The organism is Gemmatimonadaceae bacterium (assembly GCA_016720905.1).
Taxonomy (GTDB): domain Bacteria; phylum Gemmatimonadota; class Gemmatimonadetes; order Gemmatimonadales; family Gemmatimonadaceae; genus Gemmatimonas.
In genome coordinates this window covers 170,746-196,123 of the sequence record JADKJT010000001.1, presented here as the reverse complement: position 1 = coordinate 196,123, position 25,378 = coordinate 170,746, and the positions used below count along the sequence as shown (strand labels likewise).

General features: G+C 64.7%; 24 protein-coding genes, 1 tRNA gene and 1 pseudogene. 8 read left to right on the top strand and 18 right to left on the bottom strand.

Annotated features, from left to right (window positions below; all coding sequences use genetic code 11):
• Positions 1–12 precede the first annotated feature (12 nt).
• Positions 13–1,395, top strand: a complete 1,383-nt coding sequence (locus tag IPP90_00790) for an amidohydrolase family protein (GenBank protein ID MBL0169248.1) — start codon at positions 13–15, stop codon at positions 1,393–1,395.
• Positions 1,396–1,489: 94 nt separating this feature from the next.
• Positions 1,490–2,083: an HNH endonuclease gene (locus IPP90_00785; protein MBL0169247.1), complete on the top strand. Its 594-nt coding sequence runs from the start codon at positions 1,490–1,492 to the stop codon at positions 2,081–2,083.
• 120 nt (positions 2,084–2,203) lie between these two features.
• Here the strand turns inward: IPP90_00785 and IPP90_00780 are convergent, their stop codons facing one another.
• From IPP90_00780 to IPP90_00760, 5 genes are all read right to left on the bottom strand, one after another.
• The gene (locus IPP90_00780) at positions 2,204–2,701 is read right to left on the bottom strand and encodes a hypothetical protein (GenBank protein ID MBL0169246.1); all 498 of its coding nucleotides are present in this window, start codon (positions 2,699–2,701) and stop codon (positions 2,204–2,206) included.
• A 142-nt stretch (positions 2,702–2,843) separates the two neighbouring features.
• Positions 2,844–4,586: a hypothetical protein gene (locus IPP90_00775; GenBank protein ID MBL0169245.1), complete on the bottom strand. Its 1,743-nt coding sequence runs from the start codon at positions 4,584–4,586 to the stop codon at positions 2,844–2,846.
• Positions 4,587–4,779: 193 nt separating this feature from the next.
• Complete coding sequence (locus IPP90_00770; protein ID MBL0169244.1) at positions 4,780–6,156, bottom strand: sigma-54-dependent Fis family transcriptional regulator; 1,377 nt, start codon at positions 6,154–6,156, stop codon at positions 4,780–4,782.
• Positions 6,134–6,760: a hypothetical protein gene (locus tag IPP90_00765; GenBank protein ID MBL0169243.1), complete on the bottom strand. Its 627-nt coding sequence runs from the start codon at positions 6,758–6,760 to the stop codon at positions 6,134–6,136. The genes IPP90_00770 and IPP90_00765 overlap by 23 nt, the downstream gene beginning before the upstream one ends.
• Positions 6,757–8,007 carry a HAMP domain-containing histidine kinase gene (locus IPP90_00760; protein ID MBL0169242.1) on the bottom strand — a complete coding sequence of 417 codons (1,251 nt, stop codon included), beginning with the start codon at positions 8,005–8,007 and terminating at the stop codon, positions 6,757–6,759. Before IPP90_00760 ends, IPP90_00765 begins: the two co-directional genes overlap by 4 nt.
• Positions 8,008–8,146: 139 nt before the next feature.
• Between IPP90_00760 and IPP90_00755 the strand changes: the two genes are divergently transcribed.
• From IPP90_00755 to IPP90_00745, 3 genes are all read left to right on the top strand, one after another.
• On the top strand, positions 8,147–9,730 hold the full coding sequence (locus IPP90_00755) for an acyl--CoA ligase (GenBank protein MBL0169241.1): 1,584 nt from the start codon (positions 8,147–8,149) through the stop codon (positions 9,728–9,730).
• Positions 9,731–9,820: 90 nt separating this feature from the next.
• Positions 9,821–11,806 carry an NYN domain-containing protein gene (locus IPP90_00750; protein ID MBL0169240.1) on the top strand — a complete coding sequence of 662 codons (1,986 nt, stop codon included), beginning with the start codon at positions 9,821–9,823 and terminating at the stop codon, positions 11,804–11,806.
• A gap of 153 nt (positions 11,807–11,959) precedes the next feature.
• A complete protein-coding gene (locus tag IPP90_00745) occupies positions 11,960–12,568 on the top strand; it encodes a DNA-3-methyladenine glycosylase (protein ID MBL0169239.1) in 609 nt (202 codons plus the stop codon).
• Here the strand turns inward: IPP90_00745 and IPP90_00740 are convergent.
• The 3 genes from IPP90_00740 to IPP90_00730 form a co-directional block, all read right to left on the bottom strand.
• Positions 12,537–13,730 carry a glycine C-acetyltransferase gene (locus tag IPP90_00740; protein ID MBL0169238.1) on the bottom strand — a complete coding sequence of 398 codons (1,194 nt, stop codon included), beginning with the start codon at positions 13,728–13,730 and terminating at the stop codon, positions 12,537–12,539. The two genes, IPP90_00745 and IPP90_00740, sit on opposite strands and share 32 nt — an antisense overlap.
• 171 nt (positions 13,731–13,901) lie before the next feature.
• Positions 13,902–14,924 (bottom strand): L-threonine 3-dehydrogenase, encoded by a 1,023-nt coding sequence (tdh, locus tag IPP90_00735; protein MBL0169237.1) that lies wholly within the window; start codon positions 14,922–14,924, stop codon positions 13,902–13,904.
• A 332-nt stretch (positions 14,925–15,256) separates the two neighbouring features.
• Positions 15,257–15,463: a hypothetical protein gene (locus IPP90_00730; protein MBL0169236.1), complete on the bottom strand. Its 207-nt coding sequence runs from the start codon at positions 15,461–15,463 to the stop codon at positions 15,257–15,259.
• Between the two features lie 224 nt (positions 15,464–15,687).
• On the opposite strand from IPP90_00730, the gene IPP90_00725 reads away from it, so the two are divergent.
• On the top strand, positions 15,688–15,999 hold the full coding sequence (locus tag IPP90_00725; GenBank protein ID MBL0169235.1) for a hypothetical protein: 312 nt from the start codon (positions 15,688–15,690) through the stop codon (positions 15,997–15,999).
• 92 nt (positions 16,000–16,091) lie between these two features.
• Here IPP90_00725 and IPP90_00720 read toward each other — a convergent pair whose 3' ends face one another.
• On the bottom strand, positions 16,092–16,289 hold the full coding sequence (locus IPP90_00720) for a hypothetical protein (GenBank protein MBL0169234.1): 198 nt from the start codon (positions 16,287–16,289) through the stop codon (positions 16,092–16,094).
• A 137-nt stretch (positions 16,290–16,426) separates the two neighbouring features.
• On the bottom strand, positions 16,427–17,206 hold the full coding sequence (locus IPP90_00715; protein ID MBL0169233.1) for a hypothetical protein: 780 nt from the start codon (positions 17,204–17,206) through the stop codon (positions 16,427–16,429).
• A 178-nt stretch (positions 17,207–17,384) separates the two neighbouring features.
• On the opposite strand from IPP90_00715, the gene mutM reads away from it, so the two are divergent.
• A complete protein-coding gene (gene mutM, locus IPP90_00710) occupies positions 17,385–18,179 on the top strand; it encodes a bifunctional DNA-formamidopyrimidine glycosylase/DNA-(apurinic or apyrimidinic site) lyase (protein MBL0169232.1) in 795 nt (264 codons plus the stop codon).
• Here mutM and IPP90_00705 read toward each other — a convergent pair.
• Positions 18,170–19,267 carry a glycosyltransferase family 4 protein gene (locus tag IPP90_00705; GenBank protein ID MBL0169231.1) on the bottom strand — a complete coding sequence of 366 codons (1,098 nt, stop codon included), beginning with the start codon at positions 19,265–19,267 and terminating at the stop codon, positions 18,170–18,172. The two genes, mutM and IPP90_00705, sit on opposite strands and share 10 nt — an antisense overlap.
• 126 nt (positions 19,268–19,393) lie before the next feature.
• Here IPP90_00705 and IPP90_00700 point away from each other — a divergent pair, with 126 nt between their 5' ends.
• Positions 19,394–20,185: a class I SAM-dependent methyltransferase gene (locus tag IPP90_00700; protein ID MBL0169230.1), complete on the top strand. Its 792-nt coding sequence runs from the start codon at positions 19,394–19,396 to the stop codon at positions 20,183–20,185.
• 185 nt (positions 20,186–20,370) lie between these two features.
• Here IPP90_00700 and IPP90_00695 read toward each other — a convergent pair whose 3' ends face one another.
• The 7 genes and pseudogenes from IPP90_00695 to IPP90_00665 all read right to left on the bottom strand — a co-directional run bounded on the left by IPP90_00695 (position 20,371) and on the right by IPP90_00665 (position 25,359).
• Positions 20,371–21,537, bottom strand: coding sequence for a class I SAM-dependent rRNA methyltransferase (locus IPP90_00695; protein MBL0169229.1), 1,167 nt, complete (start codon positions 21,535–21,537; stop codon positions 20,371–20,373).
• Positions 21,538–21,542: 5 nt separating this feature from the next.
• Entirely contained in the window at positions 21,543–22,595 is a 1,053-nt protein-coding gene (gene mltG, locus IPP90_00690) for an endolytic transglycosylase MltG (protein ID MBL0169228.1), read from the bottom strand.
• Positions 22,592–22,909 carry a Holliday junction resolvase RuvX gene (ruvX, locus tag IPP90_00685; GenBank protein ID MBL0169227.1) on the bottom strand — a complete coding sequence of 106 codons (318 nt, stop codon included), beginning with the start codon at positions 22,907–22,909 and terminating at the stop codon, positions 22,592–22,594. Before ruvX ends, mltG begins: the two co-directional genes overlap by 4 nt.
• A pseudogene (locus IPP90_00680) lies at positions 22,881–23,147 on the bottom strand (RuvX/YqgF family protein). Before IPP90_00680 ends, ruvX begins: the two are co-directional and overlap by 29 nt.
• Positions 23,078–24,331: a transcription termination factor Rho gene (gene rho / locus IPP90_00675; GenBank protein ID MBL0169226.1), complete on the bottom strand. Its 1,254-nt coding sequence runs from the start codon at positions 24,329–24,331 to the stop codon at positions 23,078–23,080. Before rho ends, IPP90_00680 begins: the two are co-directional and overlap by 70 nt.
• Positions 24,332–24,364: 33 nt before the next feature.
• Positions 24,365–24,438: transfer RNA gene (locus tag IPP90_00670), tRNA-Arg, on the bottom strand.
• Positions 24,439–24,528: 90 nt separating this feature from the next.
• Entirely contained in the window at positions 24,529–25,359 is an 831-nt protein-coding gene (locus tag IPP90_00665) for a helix-turn-helix transcriptional regulator (protein MBL0169225.1), read from the bottom strand.
• Between the last annotated feature and the right edge of the window lie 19 nt (positions 25,360–25,378).

Genomic DNA, 25,378 nt, shown 5'->3' with positions numbered 1-25,378 from the left:
GTGGAGGCTGCCGTGCGCGCATCCACCGCCGAGCGGAGGGTCTACACGGCGCAGTGGGTGATGCCGATTGCGGACGCGACGATTGCCGACGGCGCGGTCGTGGTCGACGGCACCCGCATTGCATACGTCGGGACCATCCGCGACCTCCCGGCCGCGTTCACCGACGACCCTCGCACGGAGCTCGGCAACGCCGTGCTGCTTCCCGGCCTCGTCAATGCCCACACGCATCTCGAATTGACCGCGATGCGTGGATTTCTCGAAGGGCTGGCATTCCGCGATTGGCTGGGCGTGCTCACCCGCGCCCGCCGTGAATGCTTCGAACCGGAGTCGCTGTATGACTCGTCGTGCGCCGGACTCGAGGAGGCGCTGCGCAACGGGATCACCACGTGTGCCGATACAACCGAGTCCGGCGCGCCGCTCGACGCCATGCGTGATCTGGGGATGCGCGGCATCGGCTTTCTGGAAGTCTTCGGACCGGATCCAACGCATCAGGCATCGGCGCTATCGGGGCTCATGCAGAAGGCGGCGACGCTGCGCCAGCGCGACACGACACTGGTGCAGACGGGGCTGTCCCCTCATGCGCCGTATACGGTATCGGCCGGGCTCTTTCGTGCCGTGGCGGAATACGCGCGCCATGAGGCGTGGCCGGTTGCGGTGCACATCGCCGAGAGCGATGCCGAAAGTCGGTTTGTCCGCGATGGGCAAGGCCCTTTTGCCGATGCGCTGCGCGCGCGTGGCATTGCCGTCGCGCCGCAGGCCCGTTCACCGATTGCGCTGCTTGACGCGTGTGGCATACTCGCCTGCGAGCCCCTCTTGATTCATGCGATTCGTGTCGACGACGACGATATCGCCCGTCTGGCGGACCGGGGTGCCCGCGTCGTGCATTGCCCGATTTCAAACCTCAAGCTGGGCCACGGCGTTGCGCCATTGGCGCAGTTTCGCGCGGCCGGAATCGCCGTGGGACTAGGCACCGATTCCGTCGCCAGCAACGATCGCATGGACCTGCTGGGGGAAGCGCGACAGGCCGCATTGCTGCACTCCATGCGGAGTGGCATTCCCGATGCCCTCAGTGCGCAGGACGCACTCCATCTCGCCACGCTGGGCGGCGCGCGCGCGCTCGGCCTGGCCGACCGCATCGGTTCGCTCGAAGTGGGAAAGGAGGCCGATCTTGCCGCCTTCTCGCTGGCGCCTGCCGATGCACGACCCGTACACGATCCCGCCGTAACGCTGGTGCATGTGCTCGCGGGGGCGTCGACGGCGACACTGGTGGTCGTGGCGGGTCGGGAACGCGTGCGACACGGGACAGTGATCGACGCGGATTCTTCACGTCACGCGCGCATCGAGGCGCTGGGGGCGCGACTTCGCGCGTGGCGAACTCGGTACTTGATGTCCTGACCCAGTGGCGGCGCGCTCGACCCGCCGTGTATGCTACAGTGTCCCACTCGCCGACTCTCCGTGATTCCCGACTTCCACTGATGGAGCCAAGGGTATGATCGCCGGTTGTCTCGCGCTGAATGCGTCCTACGAGCCACTGACGATGGTGCCCCTCAGACGGGCGCTGCGGCTGGTCATCGACGGCAAGGCGGAAATCGTCGAGGCGGAGCACGAAAGACCGGTGCGTTCGGAGCGCAATGCGTTTCCGCGCCCGGTGGTCATTCGATTGACGCGATTCGTGCACGTCCCCCGTCGGTTTCGCCGACAGGTCACCAACACGTTTCTCTTCGCCCGCGACGACTACTGCTGCCAGTACTGTGGACGCCCGTCGGCCGACCTCAAGCCGCGCGAATCGCTTACCCGTGACCACCTGATTCCGATGTCGCGCGGTGGGCTCAACGAGTGGACCAACGTGGTGACGGCGTGCAGCAGCTGCAATACGCGCAAAGCCAATCGTCTGCCCGACGAAATCGGCATGCATCCGCTCCACGTCCCCGTTGAGCCGCACTTCGTGCATCTCAGTTGGGCCGTGCGTCGGCTGACGCCGATTCAGGCGCGGTACATTCGTGTGTTCTACGGTGAGGCCACGCTGCGGCAACTGGAAGAGCTTGAGCGCGTGAGCCGGCCACGGTCCGTCGTCGGCGCCTAAGCACGTCGGCCATGGGGCGGTGGGATGCCGCGACTGGAATCTGCCATTGAGGTTGGGAGCGGTGAGCCCCGCAACCCTCCCAACCTCAGCGAGGGCAAGACACGCGCAGACTCCGCCGCCCTAAAACTGCACCACCGCCGAACGCGCCTCGAGATGGCGGACTTCGCCGCCAAGCAGCCGCGTGAAGAGTGTGCGCAGTCCTCTGGTGAGTGCCGTGCCCGGATTACGCTTGCCTTGCACCGCCGGTCGAGCCTCGCCCTGCAGCCACCGTTGCATCTCGGCGAGGTCGCTGACGGCCAGCGTCTGCACATCCACCTGCACCGCGACGTATCCCGTGCGACCGACCGGAGTCGTCAAGGTCGGGGCGTGGGCGATCTCGCTGGCCGCGCGCGCATCGGCGAAGCGCGCATAGCTCCCCAACGGGGTCACCCCCTCGCGCGTCCAGCGCTCCACCGTGTACGCACGGTCCACGAGATCGTAGCTGACGATCACATCCCACTCCACGCGACCAACCACGTCGTCGAACCAACGCCCCACGGTCCAGACCTCGGCACGGAAATGCAGGCGTGTCGGAAAACCGTTGCGCAGCAGTTCGTCGAACGAGGAGTCGGTCAACACGTCGCGCGCCGTAACCGTCAGCGTGGAGTTCGCGGTTCGCGGGCGAATGTCGATGACCGGCGGCCCTGCGCAGCCAGCGGCGCGGCGCCGATTGCGAGCGCCGCCAGCACCATCAACCAGAGCGCGCGTGCGGACTGCATGCTCAGAATCGATGCCCCAGTCGAACGTAGACGTTGGCGGGGAGGCTGCCCTCGGAAACGGCCTTGGCGACGTACACGCCAAAACTGCCGAAGTCAAATCCACCTCCGATATCCGTGTGCCACGTGCCGATGGACGGGATCTCGCCGTTGGGCACGTGCACGGCGGAGGGCGTATCCTCCATCAGCCAGCCGCGCCCGGAATTGGCGAACACCACCCACGCGCCATCCGCGCGGAAACGTCCGGTCATCCATCGGCGATCACCGAACCCTTCGTCGTTGCCGAACAGGTTGATCCGGAAGTCGCCCTTCCATTCCGCTTGCAGCAGCATCATGCGCTCGCACTGCGCGGGGCGACCGAGCGCGGCATACACGTTGGCATCACCAGTGGCGCAGGTCCCCACGTCGGCGGTGCCCACCAATTGTCGGAAATCGAAGCCGGGCAGGGCATCGATACCGCTCACCGAGAAGCGACGCTGCATCGGCAGCGGATCGCCGCTCAGCCATCCGCCCGCGACTACGCGCAGGTTGATCTGGGCGCCCGGGGCAAGTCGGTTATACCGGCGCAGGTCGACCAGCGCGCGGGCGTAGGTGATGTCGCCGGTACTCTGGAAACGGGTGTCCGCCGTGGCCGGAGCGATCCGTCCCAAGGCGCCGGTCCCGCGCTCGTACTCACCCTGGAGGAACCAACCGGAGCGCGGGTCATCGACACGATTGCGCGTATCGAGCGTGCCGGAAATCGTGGCCAGGTGCATCACACCGTCGTCGGAGCGTGGATTCACCCGCCACGGCACATCGGAATTGAACAGCGACGGGACGTCACGCATGCGACGGGAACTCCAACGTTCTTGCCCGTACGAGGCGCGAATCTCGCTCTTGCCGGGACCGAAGATCCCGAAGTATCCCAACGCGCCGTGTCGCTGCCAGTAATCGCGATAGTCGCGCGTGGCGAAGAAACTGGCCATGCCCACTTCCGATTCGCTCAGCTGCCACCGTTCGACGGCATCCACCTCATCAAACAGCCGGGCTCCAGCCACGAAACCTGAGCGGCGTCCCTGCTTGAGCTCAAGCCGCACCCGATGGCCCAGATTGTCGCGAATCCAATCCAGCTGGTCCGACGTGCGAAAGATGCCGAACAGTTCCGCTTCGACCCGCGTATCGCCATTCCGAACGCTGAGACGAGGGCCGAGGTAGATAGGCAGGCCTTCCACACGATTGTAGGTGTGGGCGGTTGTCAGGAACAGCTGACTCTTCGAGCCGTTCGGATCGTCACGCTGCCATCGGGCCCAGCGCGTGAACAACTCCCGGTCCACGTCCGCCACCAGCGAATCAGCCTCTTCGCGATAACGCAGCCTCGCGCTCCACACGCGAATCTCACCGCCGATCGCGGGGCGGTCCGGTGATTCGAACGACCCACCGATCACGGTCAGCCCGCCATCGATGCGGCCACCCGAGATCAGGGTCACGTCGCCATTGAGAACCACCAGCTGGCCGGTGATGACGCCGCCCACACGCGCGTGGCCATTGAGCACCGCCAGATCCCCGCGCACCGTGTCAGCGCTACCGAGAAGAATATCCCCCCGCACCCGTTTGGTCCCGGTGGCGTTGAAGACGCGGACGGCCTCGCGGGACACGTCGCGCGGCACGCTGCCAACCTCCCGAGTCCCTGGCGTCTGGGCGTCGAGCGGACGCGCGGCGGTGGCCATCATCAGGACAGTCAGCGGCGTCACGAATATTCGGCGGATCATCGGCATCTCCCTGCGTGTTGAGGTCCGTTGGCGCCAAGCGCAAGGACCATACCGGAGCAAGCAGAGTCGGTCGTGAAGCGGCATCGTCTCGACCCTGTCCTCCCGAAGATACGCGAACCGTGTCGCAACGTGTTCCGCTACTAGTACCTAGTACCTGGTACCGAGTACTTGGTACTTGGTACTGAGTACCCACTCACGCCAGCCCCAGACGCCGCATGCGGCGATACAGATTCGGGCGATCGGTTTGCAGGCGTCGAGCAGCTTCCGCCACATTGCCGTCGCTGTGTGCCAAGGCCGCAGCGATGAGTCGGCGTTCATAGGCGTCCAGCGCATCGCTGAGCGGCAGCAGCGTCGCCTCGTCGCCCGTCGTCGCGTCCCCGCCGACCGCCGCGTCGACACCGGTCCCGGTCACCGGCAGCACGCCCTGTACTTCACGGACGCCGATCTCGCTGCCCGCGTGCAGGATGGCCAGGCGTTCGACGATGTTCGCGAGTTCCCGCACGTTCCCCGGCCAGCGGTAGGCGGACAGCGCGGACAGCGCTTCGTCGGTCCAGCGTACGAGCGGACGGCCGGTGCGGGTCCGGTGGCGATCGGCAAAGTGTCGCACCAACGCTGGCAAGTCGCCCGGACGATCGCGCAATGGCGGCAACGCAATCGGAATGACGTTCAATCGGAAGAACAGGTCCTCCCGGAACGAACCGTCGCCAACGGCGCGCGCGAGATCCTTGTTGGTGGCCGCCAGAATCCGCACATCGATCTTGATCGGCTTACCGCCCCCCACCCGCTCGATTTCCCGCGCTTCAATCGCGCGCAGCAGCTTGGCCTGCGCGTCGGCGTGCAGGTCGCCCACTTCATCCAGGAACAACGTCCCCGTATGCGCCAGTTCAAATCGCCCGATGCGGCGATCGGTGGCGCCGGTGAACGCCCCGCGCTCATGGCCGAACATCTCGCTTTCCACGAGGTCGCGCGGAATGGCGGCGCAGTTGACGCGCACGAACGGACGTTCGCGGCGAGCACTGGCCAGATGCAGCGCTGCGGCAACCAGCTCCTTGCCGGTGCCGGATTCGCCCGTGATCAGCACGCGCGCATCGGTGGGGCCCACGCGCGCGATCAACGCGCGCACATCGCGCAACACCGGCGAGTCGCCAATCATCTCGCCGGAAATACCCAGGTCTTCCCGCAGCGCCTGGGCGGCGCGCCGCGCCTGCCGCAATTCGATGGCCGAGCCGAGCGCCAGCAATACGCCCTCAGGCGTGAGCGGCTTCTCCAGGAACGTGAAGGCGCCGAGTTTCGTCGCGCGCACGGCATCGGTCAGTGCGGCCCGTCCGCTCATCATGACCACCGGCAAATCGGGGCGACGTTCTCGCAACTTGCCCAACAGGGCGAGTCCATCCATGTCGCCCGGCATCATCAGGTCCACCAGCGCGACATCCGGCTCCACGGCGTCGGCCAGCGCCAGCCCCGTGGCACCGTCGGCGGCATCGCGCACGTCATACCCTTCGGCGCTCAGCAGTGCGCCGACCATCCGCCGGATATTCGGCTCGTCATCAACGATCAATACGCTGGGCATGCTCCAGGGGACGCTGTTCCAGCAGTTTGGCGGTGAATCGCTGACCTTCACTCACCCGTTCAAGCTCCACGGCCACCGTGTCAATGTTGCGATCCATGGCCGCGAGACGCTGCTCCACTTCGCTGGACAGGCGTGATGCGCTGCCGCGGCGGTCCAGCCATCGCGCAAACGCGCGCGCCAGCGGATAGCCCACCACCATGAACGCCAGCGAACCGAACACGGCCCAGGTCATTTGCACGGCGCCGCGAGGCACGATGTCGTGAAGGGGGATGACCGTTTCCGAGCCATTCTGCGACACGTGGATGCCCTTGCCATCGACGCTGATGGACACCGGATCGCCACCGCCATCCGACGGAATGATGATGGTGCCCGGTGCCTGCGCTGGACGGGGAGCATCGGCGCTCGGCGCGGTCCTGGAATCCTGCGCGGATGTTCGGGAATCCTGCGCGGACGTTCGGGAATCCTGCGCGGCCGTTCTCGCATCCTGCGCCGCCGTCCTGGCGTCCGCGGCGGCATTACGTGCGGCCACCTGCGCGTCGCGAATCGCCTGCTGGATCTCCGCGCGATTGCCGCTCTGTTCGGTCGGTAGGGCGTTTCGCATCATTGGCCGTTCTCCACTCGGGTAACCGGTAGTCGTAAGCGCAGTTCTGTACCGAAGCCCGGCACACTGCTGGCACTGATATCGCCACCATGGGCCGTCATGGTCTGCCGCGCGATGGCAAGGCCAAGCCCGGTGCCGCCGGGCTTCGTGGTGACGTACGGATCGAACATGTGCGACAGCACATCCGGCGGCATGCCGTGTCCGGTGTCACGCACACTGATCACCACATACTCGCCCCCCTCGTCGTGTTCCCCGGACACGCGTACCGAGAGTTGTTGCTCGGCCGGGCAGGCGTCAACCGCGTTGATCAGCACGTTCGTGACGGCCCGCGACAGCGCGTCGTGAAAACCCACGACCATCGGCAGCCGGTCGGCAACAGCGAGATCCACTGACAGTCGCTCCGGAACCGTGTTCCGCACGCACTTCGACACCAATTCGGCCACGTCGATTTCGGCGGCGGGGCCGTCGGGGAGTCGGCCAAACTGCGCGAAGCTGCGTGCCATCGCATCAAGACGAGCGGATTCCTCCGCCAGCACCTCCACCGTCTCCCGCAAGGTGTCCGGCGCACTGCGGCGCAGCCGCTCCACCGCGAACCGAATCGGCGTCAACGGATTCTTGAGCTCGTGCGCGAATCGTCGCGCCGATTCGCGAAACGCCTCGGCGCGCTCGGCTTCGAGCGCCCGTTGCCGTCCCGCGTCAAGTTCCTGCGCCATCGTTCGCATGCTGGTTCTCAGGACCTCGAATTCGGGTGCGCCGCGTCGCTCGGCCTGCTCGGGAATGGGTCGTCCACCGCGAATCAGCCGTGTCCACCCCACCAACTCATCCAACGGCCGACTGAGTTGACGGCTCAGATGACCGGCCACCCGTGAGGCGCCCACCGCCACGAGGACCACCACCAACAGTGCACCGACCGCAATGACCCGAATGGTGCGATTCGCGACAAAGTCGAACCGCTTGGCCAGTTCGACCGACTGCTTGAGCTCCGCTTCATGGGCATCCAGCGCCTGACTCTGCTCGGCAGACAGCGGCGTCGATCGCGCCGCAGACAGGGCGAGCTCTCCACTGCGTGCCACACGTTCCCACGCCGACCCGGCTGACATCAACGACAACGCCCGGCTGGCTGTCCCCGTCCACAGCAAACTGACCGCGACGGTGGGGACGACGGCAAACAGCAACAGTGTGGCAAACAGACGAATGCGGAACGGCGCCTGCTGTCGCATCCGGGCAGGGTCCTTACGCGACGCGGACATGGCCGGTTTCCCGTCCGATTCCTGCTCCGACAATTGGGGTCCCGCCTTTCGCATCTCCTTCATTCTGGATAATTTACGAAGTTTGTCAGAACTTTCTTAGAGAAGCAGGGAAGTTCAGTTGAGTCGATCCCGGAGCGGAATGGCAACGTCGTGGTCCCTAGCCCCCCTTATCGAGCAGCGTGCCCGGGAGCATCCCGCGCGTGCGCTCGCGGTGGTTGGTGATCGGACGTTCAGCTACGGGCAGGTCGAGGCACAGGCATCCGCGTTGGCGGCGGCGCTGTCCGAGCTGGGGTTGGGAGCGGGAGACCGGATCGCCGTCAATCTTCCCAACAGTGTCGAGTGGATTGTGGCATTGCTGGCGGCCGCGAAGCTGGGTGCCGTGGTGGTGCCGGTCAGCCCGCAGCTCAGCAGTCACGATTTGCGTTACCAGCTGCGCCATGCGGAAGCCAGCGCGGTCGTGACCATCGAACGATGGGGTGGGGTCGATTACCTGCAGCGGTTTGAAGACCTTCTGGGGGACCTGCCCGATTTGCAGTACGTCGTCACGGTCGGCGACGAAGACTTATGGTACGATGACCGGATCTTTCAGTTCGAGGATCTGGTGTCGAGCGGCTCTGGTCGCCCGGTGCCACCGATCATCAATCCGGACGATGCGCAGGACCTCGCCGTGGTGTACACGTCGGGGACGATGGGCAAGCCGAAGGGTGTGAGACTCTCACATCACGCGGTCGTGGAGAATGCGGTGCGGACCGTCGAGGTGCTCGAGCTGTCGCCCGAGGATCGCGTGCTGGCTGCGGTGCCGTTCTTTGCGATCTTCGGTTTGAGCATGATGGTGGGGACGATGGCGGCGGGCGCGACCCTCGTGCTGCAGCCGACGTTCGACGCGGCGGCCGTGCTGACGCTCATGACGAGCGCCCAGGTGTCCGTGCTGCACGGCGTTCCCACACAGTTCCACCTGCTCATGCGTGAGGAGGCGTTCGACCCGTCACGTTTGCGCGCGCTGCGCACCGGCATCATTGCCGGAAGTTCGGTCTCCGAGGAACTCGTACGTCGAGTGCGTCGCTGGTGCGATGTGCTGGTCGCCTACGGGCTCACCGAAACCGGACCCACCGTGACCCTCACCCGCTTTGCGGACAGCGACGATCGTCGCCTCGGCAGTGTGGGACGCGCCCTTCCGGGCGTCGAGGTCATGGCGGTGGACATCATGACGGGGGTATTGCACGGCCCCGAAGCGGTCGGCGAGATCGCCGTCCGCGGATCGAACCTCATGCGCGGCTATCTGCGCATGCCCGCGGAGACCGCCAAGGTCCACACGGCGGAAGGGTTCTTTCTCACCGGTGATCTGGGGATCATCGATGAAGACGGGTACGTGAAGATTCTCGGGCGGCGGCAGGAGACGATCTCACGCGGGGGCATCCAGCTCTATCCGCGTGAGCTCGAAGATCGTCTGCGCGCGCACCCGGCTGTTGACGATGTTTGCGTGATTGGCGTCCCCCACGATGTCCTGGGTGAACAGATCTGCGCGTGCATCGTGCCCGTCGAGGGCGCCGTCATCACCGGAAGCGAAATCAAGCGATTCGCCCTGGAGACGATGGCGGCATACAAGGTTCCCGATCTCGTCCGGTTCTTCGATGGCTTCCCCATGACGGGCAGCGGAAAGGTCCGAAGACGAGAACTTGCGCGCGCAATTGCGCTCGATCACACCGTTACGCATTCAGGTTAGGACATGAGTCGACATCTTCCACGGTCGGGCGCGCCCGCACCGTCCCGCATCATCGCTCCATTTCATCGCGGTCCGCAGGCCGTCTCGCCCGTGACAACTTCCAATGCCGCCCCGCCGGCCCATGCGCCCAATGCGGCCATGCTCATCGATTTTGACAATGTCACGATGGGGATCCGCTCCGATCTGCAGCAGGAGCTCAAGACACTCCTCTCGTCGGACATCATCAAGGGCAAGGTGGCCGTCCGTCGCGCGTATGCCGACTGGCGCCGCTATCCGCAGTACATCGTGCCGCTCACCGAAGCCTCCATCGATCTCATCTTCGCGCCGGCCTACGGCACCGCGAAGAAGAACGCGACCGATATCCGGCTCGCCATCGATGCGCTTGAACTCGTCTTCACCCGCCCGGAAATCGGCACCTTCGTGCTGCTCTCCGGCGACTCCGACTTCTCGAGCATGGTCATCAAGCTCAAGGAGTACGGCAAGTACGTGATCGGCGTGGGCATTCGTGAATCGTCCAGCGATCTGCTGGTCATGAACTGCGACGAGTACTACTCGTACAACGCGCTCGCCGGCCTCGTGAAGTCGGGCGACGACGAGACCACGCGCTGGGATCCGTGGCAGCTGGTCACCGAAGCCGTGCAGCGCATGAAGCGCAACGGCGACGTGATGCGCTCCGATCGCCTCAAGCAGGTGATGCAGGAGATCGACGCGTCGTTCGACGAAAAGAACCTCGGCATGCCGAAGTTCTCGCGGTTCGTGCAGGACGCCGCGCACAAGGGGTTGCTCAAGGTCACCAAACTCGACAGCGGTCAATTGGAAGTCGATGTCCCAAGCGGGGACGCCATCGTCGTGGCTACCGCCGACGCGGCCGGAGCCGATGTCGACGCGCGCCGGGAAAGCGCCGAACGCGAGCGCGATGAGCGCCGGGGACGGCGGGGACGCCGGGGTCGTGGCCGTGATCGTGATCGTGGGGAACGCGGCGAAGGTGAGCGCAGCGGCGAACCGGTCGCTGAACTGGAACCGTTGGTCTCCACCGTCGCCGATGCCGTCGTCATCGAACCCATCGTCGCCGCCGATGTGCCGCAGGCCGATGGGGCCGACAGCATGGAAGCCGCCGACGAGGATCGCGGCGGTCGCGGTCGCAGTCGTCGTGGTCGCGGGCGGGATCGCGGCGGTCGCGATGATCGTGGGCCGCGCCCGGTGGACGCCGGTGTGCCGGCCGTCGCCGACGTGCCGCAGGGTCGCCCGGAAACGTCGGTAGTAGCCTCCGGCGCCGCGTTCGGCGTGTCAGTGGCCGACACGATTGGCACCAGTGGCGAACGGCTCACCCGCAGTGAGGCGTTTGACCTGGTGCGCCGCGCGGTCGAGTCACTGGTGTCCGGTGACGAGTCCACCAGCGCCAGCGCCGCCCGGGAACGCGCCTTCGCGCTGCTGGGGCGCAACAGCGAGTCGCTCAGTGCGCGCAATTTCGAGCGGGTGCTGCAGGACGCGCATGACGCGAACATGATTGATCTGCGTCGTCGCGGAAACGATTTCGAGGTCGCGCGGGCGGCCGAAGCAGCGTCCATCGTCGAGCAACTCAAGTCGGTCGATGACGCCCAGAAGGCCGTCACCGCGGCGGCGAATGCGCTGCTGCCTCAGGCACCCCGCGGCATGGGGGCTCGTGGCATTGGCGGTCGCGGTAAGGGGCCGGTTGGTCCCCCCCCGGCTCTCCTGATGGTGGGTGTGGTCGGATCGTCGGCCAGTGCCGTCAATGGCACGCCGGCGGTCGCTCCCGTGGTGACACCGGTGGTCGAGGTGGCACCAGTCGTTCCGGCGGCCGCGGAGTCCACGATGGCGGAGGCCAAGGCGGCGCCAAAGGGTGCCAAGGCGGCCGGAAAGCCCCCGGTTGCGGCTCCGGCCAAGGCCGCTGGCAAGGCGCCGGCCAAGAAGGCTGCCAAGCCCGCGCCAAAGGCCAAGGCACCAGCCAAGACGGTGGCCAAGACGCCGGCCAAGCCGGTGGCCAAGGTCGTTGCCAAGGCCCCGGCCAAGGCGGCCACCAAAAAGGCGCCAGCCAAGAAAGCGGCCAAGCGCTAGCGCGCCGTCGCAGACTTCGCTCGGTGAGAGCTGGAGCGATGAGGGGCCGGAGAGGTGAGCAAAAGAAGCGTTGAGCGTTCGAGGGGCCAGCCGGCGAGGGCAGGATCCAGTCCTGCCCTCACCGGCTCACCCCTCTCGCGCTCAACGCTTCCGTTGCTCACCCCTCCGGCCCCTTACCGCTCACACCTCGCCGCCTTCTACGATCGCGACCCGGCAACGGTGGCCCGGGAACTCCTGGGCAGCGTGCTCCGAATGAAGGACGCGCACGGCATCGTCAGCGGGCGCATCGTCGAAACTGAGGCATACTTGGGCCCGCACGACCCCGCCTGTCATGCGGTGGCCGGTCGCACCGCGCGTACCTGGCATCTGTTCGGTCCGCCCGGCACCGCCTACGTGTACTTCATCTATGGCATGCATTGGTGCGTGAACGCCGTCACGCGCGAAGACGGCTATGGCAGTGCGGTGTTGATTCGCGCGCTCCAACCACTGGAAGGCATTGATCTCATGCGCGCGCGTCGAACAAAGGCGCGTGGTGATGGCCAATTGTGCAACGGACCAGGCAAACTGTGCGCGGCGCTGGGCATCGACCGCGCGTTCGACGGCGCATCACTCACCGGTGGCAGCGCCCTCACCATTTATGCGGGCACGCCGGTGCCCGACGCTGATGTCGTGGTCGGTCCGCGCGTCGGCATCAGCAAGGCCGTGGACCTCAACCTGCGTTTCCGGGACGCTACTTCCCCAGCTGCGCTCGCACGTCCTTGAATGCGGCCACCACGGTATCCAGGTCATCCCGCGTATGCGCGGCGGAAATCTGGCACCGCAATCGCGCCTGACCCTGCGGCACAACGGGAAATCCGAATCCGGTGACGAACACTCCGCGATCGAGCAGCATTTCGCTCATCGTGATCGCCAATGCGGTTTCCCCCACGATAATCGGCACGATGGGTGTTGAACCCGGCAACGGATTGAACCCGGCGTCCTGAATGGCGGCACGAAAGTAGGCCGCATTGTCGTGCAGTCGGGTCACCAGTTCCGGGTGCGCCTCAGTGTGCCGAATGGCCGCCAACGAACTGGCGGCAACCGTTGGCGGCAGCGCATTGGAAAACAATTGCGGGCGAGACCGCTGCGTCATCATGTCGCACAGCGCCGCCGGACCGGCGATGAACCCGCCGGCCGCACCACCCAGCGCCTTGCCCAACGTGGAGGTAATGATGTCCACCTCGCCCATCACCCCGAAGTGTTCGGCGGTGCCGCGCCCCGTCTTGCCCAAAACGCCGGTGGCATGCGAGTCGTCCATCACCACGATGGCGTCATGGTCACGTGCCAACTGCAGGATGTCCGGCAGCTTGGCAATGGCGCCTTCCATGGAGAAGATGCCGTCAGTCCAGATGATGCGCCGCTTCGCGTCCTTGGCCCCGCGCAGTTTTTCGCGCAGGTCGTCCATGTCGGCGTGCTTGTAGACGGCCGTCGTGCACTTGGTGATGGCCTTGGCCAGACGCACCGAATCAATGATGGAGGCGTGATTGAGCGCATCGGATACGACGAAGTCACCTTCGCGCGCAATGGTCGGCGTCAGCGCTTCGTTGGCGTTCCACGCCGATACATATGAAAGCGAGGCCTCCGTGCCCACAAACCCGGCGATGGCCTGCTCGAGTTCACGGTGGATGGTGAACGTGCCGCAGATGAAGCGCACCGACGCCGTGCCCGCCCCATATCGATGAAGGGCCGCGACGCCGGCCTCGACCACGCTGGGCTCGTTGCACAGCCCGAGATAGTTGTTGGAGGACAGCACGATCACTTCGCCGCGCCCTTCCATATGCACGCGCGGACCTTGTGGCGACTCGAGGAAGTTGAGGCGCTTGTAGGTGCCGGCGCTCTTCAGCGCATCGAGATCGGCCTGGAGTTCAGCAGCGAGGTGGGACACGGGGACGGCGGTTGGAGGTGAATTCCTACAGATGGATGCGTGACCACCTGAAAAGCTCCACCGCAAAGATCGCAAAGTTCGCGAAGCTCTGCACTACGGAACTCAGCGACGGTTCTTGGCGAACTTCGCGAACTTTGCGGTCCAGTGCCGGTGAGGTGTCGAGCACCAAGCCTAGATCTGAAAAATAATCTTCCCCGCCTCACCACTCTTGATCAAATGCATCGCCTCGTCCACCGCCTCCAGCGGCAACCGGTGCGTGATCACCGGCGTCGGGTCGAAGTTGCCCGAGCGGATGAACCGACTCATCTGGTGCCAGGTGTCGTACATGCGTCGCCCCACCACCCCGTAAATCGTCAGCCCCTTGAAGATGATTTCCGTGGCGAAGTCGATGTCGATGGTCTTGGACGGAATCCCCAGCATGTTCACCCGGCCACCCGGACGAGCCAACGCAAACGCCTGGTGGACGGCTGACGGGACACCCGACATTTCCAGCACCACGTCAGCACCATTCCCGTCGGAGGCGGCCATGACCGCGCGCTTCGCGTCGTCGGGCTGCACTGCCTCATGGGCCCCCATCGAACGCGCCAGTTCCAGTCGGCGCGGATTCACGTCGGTGGCAATGATGCGGGCGGCACCGGCCGCCTTGCAGATGCCTACCGCAAACGCGCCAATCGGTCCGCAGCCGGTGATGAGCACGACGGCCCCGGGGATATTCGCCGTCAGCGCCGTGTGAAAGGCGTTGCCCATGGGATCGTGAATGCCGCCAATGTCGTAGCTGATCCCGTCATCCAGATGCCAGACGTTGGTGGCGGGCATGGCGATGTAGTCGGCGAAACAGCCGTCCCGATCGACCCCGATGATCCGGGTACTCGGATCGACATGGGCATTCCCCGTGCGACTGAAGATCGAGCGTTCATCGACAATGTGCCCTTCGGCCGTGACGCGGTCGCTAACCTTGACCGAATCCACCAGGCTGCCCACGGACACCACATCGCCGGCAAACTCGTGTCCCACAACAAAGGGCGGTTTGCATCGCCCCGCCGCCCAGGCGTCCCATTCGTAGATATGGACGTCGGTTCCGCAGACGCCGGCGCTGCGAACCTTGATCAGCACCTCATCGTCGCGGATGGTGGGGACGGGCACTTCGGTCAGCGTGAGCCCTTTGCCAGCCGACGTTTTAACCAACGCTTTCACGGGCGCTCCAATGGAGGTCTTCGCATCGGCCGTCACATTCCCAGAGGAGAACCGGGTGGTCGGAGGAGTTCGACACACCGCACGCGGCCGAGCGCGCGGGTCAAAACTCGCACGCCGATGGGTCCGGTGGTAGGCCGTCGGGCACCTCAAATGGCGCCCGATCGGGAATGTTGCCTTTATGTATTCGCGCGCGTTCTTTATACGCGCTATTGCGCGATGGAATTATCCACGCGTATATTCGCGTCATATCAACGACTTGCGTATGATGTCCACATCCTCGTTCCGCGGGTTCAGGCCGTTTACGAATCCCGGGGTAGCGGGGGACGCAGTCCTCACTGGAATCGCGTGGCGATAATACGACACGAGTTCCACCGGAAGTTCGGTATCGCCTCGGCGATGCCTCGTTTCGCCGACGGCACGGGTTCCCCGGCCGCGGCGTCGTCATCGTCGCCATTCGCGACGGTGAGTTCTGTCGTCGCCCAGACGACCCAGGCGCTGCGCCCCGTTGGCGGCGCGCCCCACGATCGCTCCGCGTTCATCGCGTCGAGCGGGTGCCTCGCATCGGCCACCGTGCCCCCACTGCACCGTGGATCCTCCCACCTGTTGCTCGCCCTGCCTACGGGCGAGTCCACCCCTGCACGCGCCTCCTGGAGGCCGTGTAGCGCGTAGCGACGACGTGCGAAGGCACGGTCACGCTGCGTGAGCTCGCCTTTTCCACCGGGGGAAAGGAAGCGACTGAACCTCCCTAGAGGAGAGTTGTAACATGGCTCCTGCCAAGAAGGCCGCGAAGAAGTCGGCGAAGAAGGGTGGCCGCAAGGCTGCAAAGAAGGGCGCGCGTAAGGCCACGAAGAAGGGCGCGCGTAAGGCCACGAAGAAGGCCACCAAGAAGGGAGCGCGCAAGGTAGCGAAGAAGGGCGCGCGTAAGGCCGCAAAGAAGGGCGCTCGTAAGGCCACCAAGAAGGCCACCAAGAAGAAAGCGACCAAGAAAGCGACCAAGAAGAAAGCGACCAAGAAGGCCCGCAAGCCTGCGAAGCGCGCCAAGAAGGCCGCCGCGCCCGCTCCGGCCGCGATGTAAGCTGCTCGTCAGAGCAGTCACGCAGTTTCGTAAACGCGAAGGCGCCGGCATGTCTGCCGGCGCCTTTCACGTTTTCAGAACCCGCGCTATCCCTACGAGGCGGCGAGCAGCTCCCGGACTTCGTCCCGCAGGTCGCTGTCTTCGGGAACAGGGCCCCACACGAACGCCGAAAACCGGGTGGGTGTGTCGGCCCGACCGCCGTCGGCTATCACAATACCGATGGGTTCCTGCTGCTGTTGCTGAATGCTCTTGGTTCGCATGTCTGTGACACATTGCATGATAGATGCCATGCGGACAAAATCCGTAAGCTGCTGCAATTCAAAGGTTTATATGAGCTAACGGATCAACCAACCGGGCGCGGTGTCGTAAGGACACGCTGGCGATTCGTGATGTCGTGTCGTATCGACACGACGAAGTGCCGCATCGCCTAGGCGACGGCCGCCTGCTTACGCGCCAGGAACGTCTCCGGCCGACCCGCGCCGCGGTCGATCGAGATTGACCAGCCACGGTAGCTTGAGGTCAGCGCTTCCAGAGTATCGGCGTCCGTGCCGGCCGCGATGGTTTCGACCAGATGCACCCCGCCGTCGACGGTGGCGCTCTGCAGCACCTCGATCACGCGGGCCCGATCCTGCGACGAGAGGCCGGCAAACGCCGAGGGCGAACACACCACCGCGTGCAGTTCAACGTCAGGAGCCCAGGCGCCCAACTCGGCGCAATAGCTGCGCACACGCTGACCAAGCCCAGCGGCCTCGGCTGCCCTCACCACACGCTCCACCGCATCCGACCCTGGTTCCACGGCGGTCACCGCGCAGCCACGAGCCGCCAAAAACAGGGCAGGACCTTCGCGCTCCGCCCCGGCCACCAACACATTGCGGTCGGACGAGTCGATCAGGGCCCGCACCAGCGCGGCATCGGGGTGAATCCCCCAATGTTCCGGCTTGCTATACTGCTCCAGCACCTTGAGCCGACGCCGCTTCCACGTGGCATAGGTCGGCAGGCGGAGCCGACGCGAGATGATCCGATCGACCTCCTGCCAGACGACGATCTCTGTCAGGGTGATCTGCGCCTGATTCATGAGGGTCGACACCGCCTCATCGCCAATCTTCAGCAACGCGCTTCGCGTCACCGAGTCCTTGTAGTCCTCGATTTCGCGCTCGACGTACAGCTCGTACTCGTGCTTGAGGGACCGTTGGGACGTGAAGGACATACCCCGATGTGGAAGATTGTGGATAAAGTAGGTGTTCGACGCCAATACGCAAGAGTCAAATGTGACGAGTCCGACGGTAATCCACTGTCTGTTTTGAAGTTGCAGACTGGATGACAGTTCGTACCTCACACTTCCGACATCAGTTTTGTAGCCTCGCCTCACCCTGAATTTGCCAGATATGCCCGAACTTCCCGAAGTCGAGGACGCGGCCCGCCGGCTTCGACAGGCGGCTCAGGGACGCACGATCACCTCCGTAGTGGCACTGCACCCTTCGCTGGCCCGTTCGCTGACACCGACCGCCTGCCGGAGCCTCAGGGGGCGCCGAATCGAGGAGGTTAACAGGCGTGCCAAGATGCAGTTGGTGACCCTGGACGACGGGCAGGTCCTGGAGGTGCACTTCCGCATGACCGGTGACTGGGTGTTTGGCCATGAGGGCGACCCCGCCCCCGCGCACGAGCGGGTGCGTATTGCCTGTAGCGACGGCACACGCATTTCGCTTACCGACGGTCGCGCGCTGGCCGTGCTGCGCCTGCATGCCCCCGGCAAGCTCCGTCTGCCCGAGCTCGGCCCGGAACCGCTTGAGGAGACATTCAGCGTGGAGGTTTTCGCGGCGGCGCTCGCCACGCGAAGTGCGCCGATCAAACCGGTGCTGCTGGATCAGAAAGTGGTGGCCGGCATCGGCAACATCTATGCAGCCGAAGCGCTGTGGGTGGCCCGCATTCATCCCACCCGCGCTGCGGCATCGCTATCGCGCCCGCGGGTTGAGGCGCTGCGCGATGCCATTCGCGAGGTGCTGCATGCCGCCACACCCGAGCGCTACCACGCGCGCGACGAGGTGGAACGTGACGACGCGCGTAGTGAATGGCGTGTGTACGATCGCGAAGGCAAGTCGTGTATGCGATGTGCCCGCATGATTCGACGCATCACGCAGTCAGGGCGTAGCACCTACTACTGCGGCGGCTGTCAGCGTTGACGATGCAGGGACACCGCCTCATCGAACACTGCAAGCGTTTGCTGCGCCGTGTCCGTCCAACGAAACTTCGCCGACTGTGCCAGACCGTCATGCGTGAGTCGATCGCGTAGTGCTTCGTCGTGCAGCAAGCGGGTGAGCTGCGCCGCGAGTGCCTCTGCATCGTTCCAGGGAAACAACAGTCCGGCCGATCCTACCACCTCGGGCAATGAGCTCGCGTCAGCGCACACTACGCGTCCACCCGCCGCCATTGCCTCAGCCACGGGCAGTCCAAAGCCTTCGTAGCGCGACGGAAACACAAGGGCGGTGGCCTTGCGGTACAACGTGGCCAGCTCCGCGTCACTCACGTACCCGGCGTACTTGATGAACGGATACGGTTCATGGTCGTCGCTGGGACCACACTGCACCAATGGTACGCGCTCGCCGCGCGCCTGCAGCAGTTCCATGGCGCGATACAGCGTGACGAGATTCTTGCGCGCATCGTGCGCGCCCACGGTCAGAAAAAACGGCCCTTCAACGCCCAAACGCGGCAGCGCTTCCGATTCGCCAATCGCCGAGGCGGTCATGTCGTCGGTGGCCAGCAGCGTCACGCGAATCCGGGCCGAGTTGGCGTGCAGGCGCTGCTGGATTTCCTGCGCGGTGAACTCCGAAATGGTGATGATCAGGTCGGCCTGTCGGATCGTGCTGCTCAGCCGTCGCCGAGCCTTGCGCCGTTTGAGCACTTTCCACCAGCGGTGATCGAACTGCAACATCTGCGCGACATCGCAGATGGTGGCCACCATGGCCGTGTCGCGCGTGGGCGGATTGAGCCAGTTCCAGGCGTACCACACCACATCAGCCGAGGTGCGGCGCAACGCCGACACGGGCTCGATGCTGGTGCGGTCGGGCAGCGAGGCATCGAAATCCGCCAACTGCGCGTGCAGGGGGGCAATGTCCGCTTCCCGCTTCACAAAGAGGGTGAAACGCACGTCGGGTCGGTGCACCGGAATCCAGCGCAACATGTTCCGCACGTACCGGCCAATTCCCCGGCGCTCGCGCAGCAGGCGCGTGGCCTCAATTCCGATATGCCGGGCGAGTGGCAGAGAAGACATGGCAAGGAAAATAGCCCGCCGCGAGCCTCGCTGTTGGTTCCATCGTACGGTTTGGCGCATACCTTACCAGCGTCACACACCACAAGCCAATCTGCCCGCGCGCGAGAACCTGATGGAATTCCAACCGTGGCACTAGTCGCCTGGATCGTCGCCGCGCTGGCGTTCGCGGCATATGTCCGCGAACGCTTCAAGCGAAAGACACAACGCGCCGATGCGCTGCACGTGGGCGCCTTCCGGCCGTGGCCGCTTCCGTCCATTGCGTTGCACGAACTGGACCCGGTGTTTGCCCCGGGACAACACGGACCGACGCTGGCCACGGAAGTGCACTTTGTGGGACGCGGACCGGTGAGCGTACCGGGCGGCACCAGCGACGGCGAAGCGTGGATATTGGCGGTGCTGGCCAAGCAGGCGCATCACTGTTTCGAAATCGGCACCTGTACCGGCAAGACGGCGTACCTGTGGAGCCGCAATGCACCCGCCGACGCGCGCATTGTCACGCTCACGCTCGCGCCCACACAGCGCGACGACTACACTGTGGCCGACGGCGACGACCCCGCCGATGTGCGTTTTGCGCTTACCGAGTCGAACTTTACCGAGTTCCTGTACAGCGAAACTCCGCAGGCCTCACGCATCGTGCAGTTGTACGGCGACAGCAAGACGTTTGACGAAACCCCATATGTCGACTGGGCCGACCTGGTGTTCGTGGACGGCTCCCACGCCGAATCGTACGTGCTGTCCGACTCGGCCAAGGCGCTGCGCATGGTGAAACCCGGCGGATTGGTGCTCTGGCACGACTACGCCGGTCCGCGTCATGCGCCTGGTGTGTTTCGCGCGCTCAATCACCTCGCGAAGGCACTGCCTCTCCGGCATGTGCAAGGCACCACGTTTGCGGTGCTGCGGAAAAGCTACGGCGGGTGAGGTACTACAACTGCGGGTGAGGGTACTACAACTGCGGGTGGGGTACTACAACTGCGGGTGGTATTGCCACTGCTGCGGTGAGGTACTGCCACTGCCGGTGGGGCACTGCCACTGCAGTAGATGTACCCCACCCGCAGTAGATGTACCCCACCCGCAGTTGATGTACCCCACCCGCAGTAGCAGTACTACCCCTGCGCCTGCAGTAACGCCCCTTTCAGGTACCCCGTTTCCGGTACCGTCAGCAACTCCGGATGATCCAGCGGCTGCGCCGTGAGTCCGCGCAACACAATTTGTCGTCCGCTGTCAGCCGCGGCGTCCTGAAGCATCTCCAGGAACGCAGCTTTCCCCAGGTGAAAGCTGCAACTGGCTGAGAACAGCATCCCGCCCGGCGCCAGCAGTTGCATGGCTTGCAGGTTGATGTCCTTGTAACCACGCAAGGCACCCGGCAGCGACGCTTTCGTTTTCGCAAACGCCGGCGGGTCCACCACAATGGTGTCAAACCGGCGACCTTCACGATGAAAGTCGCGCAGCACATCAAACGCGTCGCCTTCGTGCGCCACGATGTTGTCAAATCCATTGAGTGCCGCGTGCTCGGACACGCGGGCCAGTGCTGGTGCCGACACATCCAAGGCCGTCACGCGCGTGGCGCGCGCCGCCATGTGCAGCGCAAACGATCCGTGATAGGCGAAGCAGTCCAGCGCCTCGCCACGCGTGTGCGCGCCAATCAGCACGCGATTTTCTCGCTGATCAAGGAACGCGCCGGTTTTCTGGCCGTCCCACGGTGCGGCCAGGTAGCGCACGCCGTGCTCCAGCACTTCCACCGTGCGCGGCACCTCGCCGTACAGCAGGCGCACTTCGCGCGGCAGTCCTTCCCGGCCGCGTGCGCCGGGATCATTGCGCGCGAGAATGCCGGTACAGCCGGTGATGTGCACCAGCGCATCGACAATCTCGGTGGTCCAGGCGTCGAGTCCCGCCGAAAGCAGCTGCACCACCAGAATGTCCGCGTACCGGTCTACCACCAGCGATGGCAGCCCGTCGCCTTCACCATGTACCAACCGATACGCGTTGGCGTGCCCGGCCAACGATGCGCGACGCGCAATGGTTGCCGCCAGTCGTGCATGCCACCACGCGGCGTCGGGCGTGCGTGCCGGATGCGACTCAATCAGTCGGAGGGAAATTTCCGACGCGGGGCTCCACAGCGCCCACCCCAACGGCTCTTCGCGCGCCGACTCCAAGCGAATGATACCGGCCGGCGCTTTGGGCCGATCGACCACATCGCTGCGGAAAATCCACGGATGGCCGCCCTTGATGCGCTTGGTGCCACGCGGCGAAATCGTCGCCACGCCATCCAGCACTTTCATGAGGGCGACTTCGGTTTCGGTTGTGCGGCCTGCATCAGCTTGCGCTGCCGCTTGATGTCGGCAATGGCCCGCGTGTGTTCGGCAAACGTGGTGCGAAACTCGTGATGCCCGTCCGGATGTGCCACGAAATACAGATACGGCACGTTGGCCGGATTGAGCGCAGCCACAATGGATGCTTCGCCGGGTGACGCAATAAAGCCCGGCGGCAACCCGGCGTACTTGTACGTGTTGTACTTCGATTCGATTTCGAGATCCTTGAACAACACGCGTTCCACATGCGTGGGCAGCGCATATTGCACGGTGGGATCGGCCTGCAGCAGCATGCGTTTTTTCACGCGGTTCCAGTACACGGCGGAAATAATGGCGCGCTCTTCCGGCTTGCGCGCTTCCTTCTCCACGATGGATGCCATGGTTATGGCGTCGTGTCGGGAAATGGCCATGGCCTGCAGCCGGGCATTCCACTCGGGTTTCCAGGCGGCTTCAAAGCGCTCGAGCATTTCGCCCATCGCGTCGCGCGCGGTGGTGCCGTCGGCAAAGGTATAGGTGGCCGGAAAGAAGTACCCCTCGAGGGTGGGCGCCGGCACGTCGAGGCGTCGGCGCCAGGCAGTATCGGCCGCAACCGCGCGCACGGAGTCTTCCGAAACGGACAGCGCCTTGGCCACCAGCGGCGAGATATCGCGCACGTCGAAGCCTTCGGGAATGGCCACGGTGTGCATGAGACTGCGGCCGTTCACCAGCGCGTCCAGCACATACGAATAGCTGGACTGTTTGGAGAATTGGTACGCGCCCGGCTTGATGGCCCGCGAGCGACCGGTACTGGACGCAAACCAGCGAAACAGGCGCGGTGAACCAATCACACCGGCATTGGTGAGTGAATCGGCAACGGCCCGCACCGTGCTGCCCTTGGGCACGCGCACGCGCACCAGCGATTCACTGCGCGCGCTGCCGCCAATTTCCCGCGTGAGCCAGAAGAGCGTGGTCACAATGACCACGAACGCCAGCAGCATCCACATCCGTGAACGTGAACGACGACGCGATCGCGCCATCATGCGACGGGTTCCGCCGGCTGCACAGCCTCACCCAGCACCACGCCCTGCTTGAGCGCCCGCAGCACACCGTCCAGCAACACGGCCGCGGCCAGCGCGTCCACATCGTCCTTGCGTCCGCGTGTGGAACCGCCCTGCTCGCGGATGCTGCGCAGCGCCGATGACGTGGTGAAGCGTTCGTCCACCAACCGAATAGGAAGCGGCTGGCGAGCGGCCAGTTTGGCGGTGACCTCGCGCACTTCGCGCGACCGGTCTGTTTCGGCGCCCGAAGGGTCGATGGGCAGCCCAAACACATAGCCCCTGCGCGCCCAGTTCATCGGCGCGTTTCATGAGTTCGGCCAGCGGCGGCCGTTTGCCCAAACGTCGCACAATCACGCCGGCCGGCGAGGCGAGAAATCCCAGCTCATCGCTGACGGCCAGGCCGATGCGTTTGTCGCCCCAGTCAACCGCCAGCAGTCTGCCCACCGGCAGCCCCGATGTGGGCGTCACGCCTCGGCCATCTGCTCGAAGAACTCCTTGTTGTTCTTCGCGCGCTCCATGCGCTTGAGCAGGAATACAAGCGCCTCATCCGACGGCATGTCGGCGAGGAACGCGCGCATGAGATACACGCGCTGCTGTTCGAACGGCGTGAGCAACAGTTCTTCCCGTCGCGTGCCCGACTTCTGGATGTCGATGGCGGGGAAGATGCGACGATCGGCCAGCTTGCGATCAAGCACCAGCTCCATGTTGCCGGTGCCCTTGAACTCTTCGAAAATCAGCTCGTCCATGCGCGAGTTGGTTTCAATGAGCGCCGTGGCCACAATGGTGAGTGAGCCACCCTCGGCCAGTTTGCGGGCCGCGCCAAAGAACGCCTTGGGTTTCTGCATGGCGCTCACTTCCATGCCCCCCGACATGATGCGACCGCCCTGCGGGGCGACGGCATTGTGGGCTCGCGCAAGGCGGGTGATGGAGTCCAGCAAAATCACCACATCCTTGCCCGTTTCCACCAAACGCTTGGCCTTTTCGATGACCATGTCGGCCACTTGCACATGCCGTTCGGCCGATTCGTCAAACGTGGAGCAAATGACCTCGGCCTGCGGGCAACTGGCCTGCATGTCGGTCACTTCTTCGGGGCGCTCGTCAATGAGCAGCACGATCAGCGTGATCTCGGGATGATTCTCGATGATCGCGTTGGCGAGCTGCTGCATGAGGATGGTCTTGCCGGCCTTGGGCGGCGCGACAATGAGGGCGCGTTGGCCCTTGCCGAGTGGCGCGATGAGATCGCAGACGCGGGTGGCGATCTCGCCATTGGCCCGTTCGAGTCGGATGCGCTCGTCGGGGTATTTCGGCGTCAGGTTGTCGAAGGCGCTTCGCAATTTCGACTGGTCGGGGTCACCACCGTTGATGCGCTCCACCTTGAGGAGTGCGAGATACCGTTCCCATTCCTTGGGTGGGCGGACCTCTCCCATCACCGTATCACCGGTGCGGAGATCGAACCGCTTCACCTGGGAGGGCGAGACGTAAATGTCGTCCGGGCCGTGCAGGTAATTGAAGTCCTGGGACCTGAGAAAGCCGTAGCCTTCCGGGAGCACTTCCAGGACGCCTTCGCCGTACAGCGTCTCTTCGGCATCGAGCAGGGCCTGCTCGATACGAAAGATCAGATCCTGCTTCCGCAGCCCCGACGTGCTGGTCACCTGCAGCGACAAGGCCAGGGCCAGCAGTTCCGGAACGGATTTCCGCTTAAGCTCGGCGACGTGCACGAGGCTGGGTCAGGGGTGGAGCGGCAGGTTCAACGCGCATGGCAGGACTCGAACCTGCGACCTTCTGCTCCGGAGGCAGACGCTCTATCCAACTGAGCTACACGCGCAACGGCAGACCGCGGGTGGCGTCTGCCTACTGAGGCTGTGGGTACGACAGTCCTATAGAAGGCGATGTCGTACGGTTCAGCCTGCGCAAGCTAATCGGCTGAGGATGGGGCGGGCAAGGAATCCCGGTGCAGATTGGCGCTGGCGGCAGCGACAGATTCGCGGAATGCGGCGACGGTCGCCTCAAGGGCGCCGCCGTGGCGCAATCGGTTGATGCCTGCCCCAGCGTAGCGACGAAGGGAGTTCCCGAGTACGCCGCCGTCTGGGTAGTCCAGCTGACCCGCTACGGAGTCCAGGGTATGGCCGGGCTGGTCCAGCAGGGCGCTGGCTACGAGCAATCGGCACCAGGTAAGAAATCCGCGTGTCGGGGGAAAGCCGTGGGCAATCAAGCGGTCATGCAGTGTTCGGCGCGAGACCCCGAACACGGCGGCAATTGCCTCGCGCTCGAGTCGTTCGTCGGCGTGCTCCAAGGCGTACTCGAAAACCGGGCAAAGCGACTTGGGCACGGTGTCCTGTAGCGCGGCGGCAATCTGGAAACTGACGGCGCGCTGAGTGGCCGAGGCGATAATCCGCGCGAAGGCGTACCGCAGTTCATCAAATTCGCGGCGAATGATGTCCTGGACACCGGCGCGGGCGACATCCAGCAACTGGTGAGATTCGATCTTGTCGAAGTCACACCACGCAATGAGCGGATGCTGCGGAAAGGCTTCGTGGACGCGTCGCAGCGCACGCACTGCCAGATCGTGGGTGGTCCCGCCGGCCTCAACGACTGTGAGAGCAATCCCGCCGCGGGAGAGCGCCTCCAGCAACTCCATCTCATTGTGAAACGGCATGACCGTACTGCGCGGCGGCGCAATGGCGCGCAGCCGCACAACTGTCGACGAGGACGCCGGCACCCAGGCGATTCCTAATTCAGGAAGCACACTGGGCCCACGGTAGAGG

Excerpts from the sequence above, each read along its gene's own strand:
- IPP90_00785 (MBL0169247.1), top strand. The coding sequence starts at position 1,490 with ATGATCGCCGGTTGTCTCGCGCTGAATGCGTCCTACGAGCCACTGACG.
- IPP90_00775 (MBL0169245.1), bottom strand. The coding sequence starts at position 4,586 with ATGATCCGCCGAATATTCGTGACGCCGCTGACTGTCCTGATGATGGCC.
- IPP90_00770 (MBL0169244.1), bottom strand. The coding sequence starts at position 6,156 with ATGCCCAGCGTATTGATCGTTGATGACGAGCCGAATATCCGGCGGATG.
- IPP90_00765 (MBL0169243.1), bottom strand. The coding sequence starts at position 6,760 with ATGATGCGAAACGCCCTACCGACCGAACAGAGCGGCAATCGCGCGGAG.
- IPP90_00760 (MBL0169242.1), bottom strand. The coding sequence starts at position 8,007 with ATGTCCGCGTCGCGTAAGGACCCTGCCCGGATGCGACAGCAGGCGCCG.
- IPP90_00755 (MBL0169241.1), top strand. The coding sequence starts at position 8,147 with ATGGCAACGTCGTGGTCCCTAGCCCCCCTTATCGAGCAGCGTGCCCGG.
- IPP90_00730 (MBL0169236.1), bottom strand. The coding sequence starts at position 15,463 with ATGAACGCGGAGCGATCGTGGGGCGCGCCGCCAACGGGGCGCAGCGCC.
- IPP90_00725 (MBL0169235.1), top strand. The coding sequence starts at position 15,688 with ATGGCTCCTGCCAAGAAGGCCGCGAAGAAGTCGGCGAAGAAGGGTGGC.
- IPP90_00720 (MBL0169234.1), bottom strand. The coding sequence starts at position 16,289 with ATGGCATCTATCATGCAATGTGTCACAGACATGCGAACCAAGAGCATT.
- IPP90_00715 (MBL0169233.1), bottom strand. The coding sequence starts at position 17,206 with ATGTCCTTCACGTCCCAACGGTCCCTCAAGCACGAGTACGAGCTGTAC.
- mutM (MBL0169232.1), top strand. The coding sequence starts at position 17,385 with ATGCCCGAACTTCCCGAAGTCGAGGACGCGGCCCGCCGGCTTCGACAG.
- IPP90_00705 (MBL0169231.1), bottom strand. The coding sequence starts at position 19,267 with ATGTCTTCTCTGCCACTCGCCCGGCATATCGGAATTGAGGCCACGCGC.
- mltG (MBL0169228.1), bottom strand. The coding sequence starts at position 22,595 with ATGATGGCGCGATCGCGTCGTCGTTCACGTTCACGGATGTGGATGCTG.
- ruvX (MBL0169227.1), bottom strand. The coding sequence starts at position 22,909 with ATGAACTGGGCGCGCAGGGGCTATGTGTTTGGGCTGCCCATCGACCCT.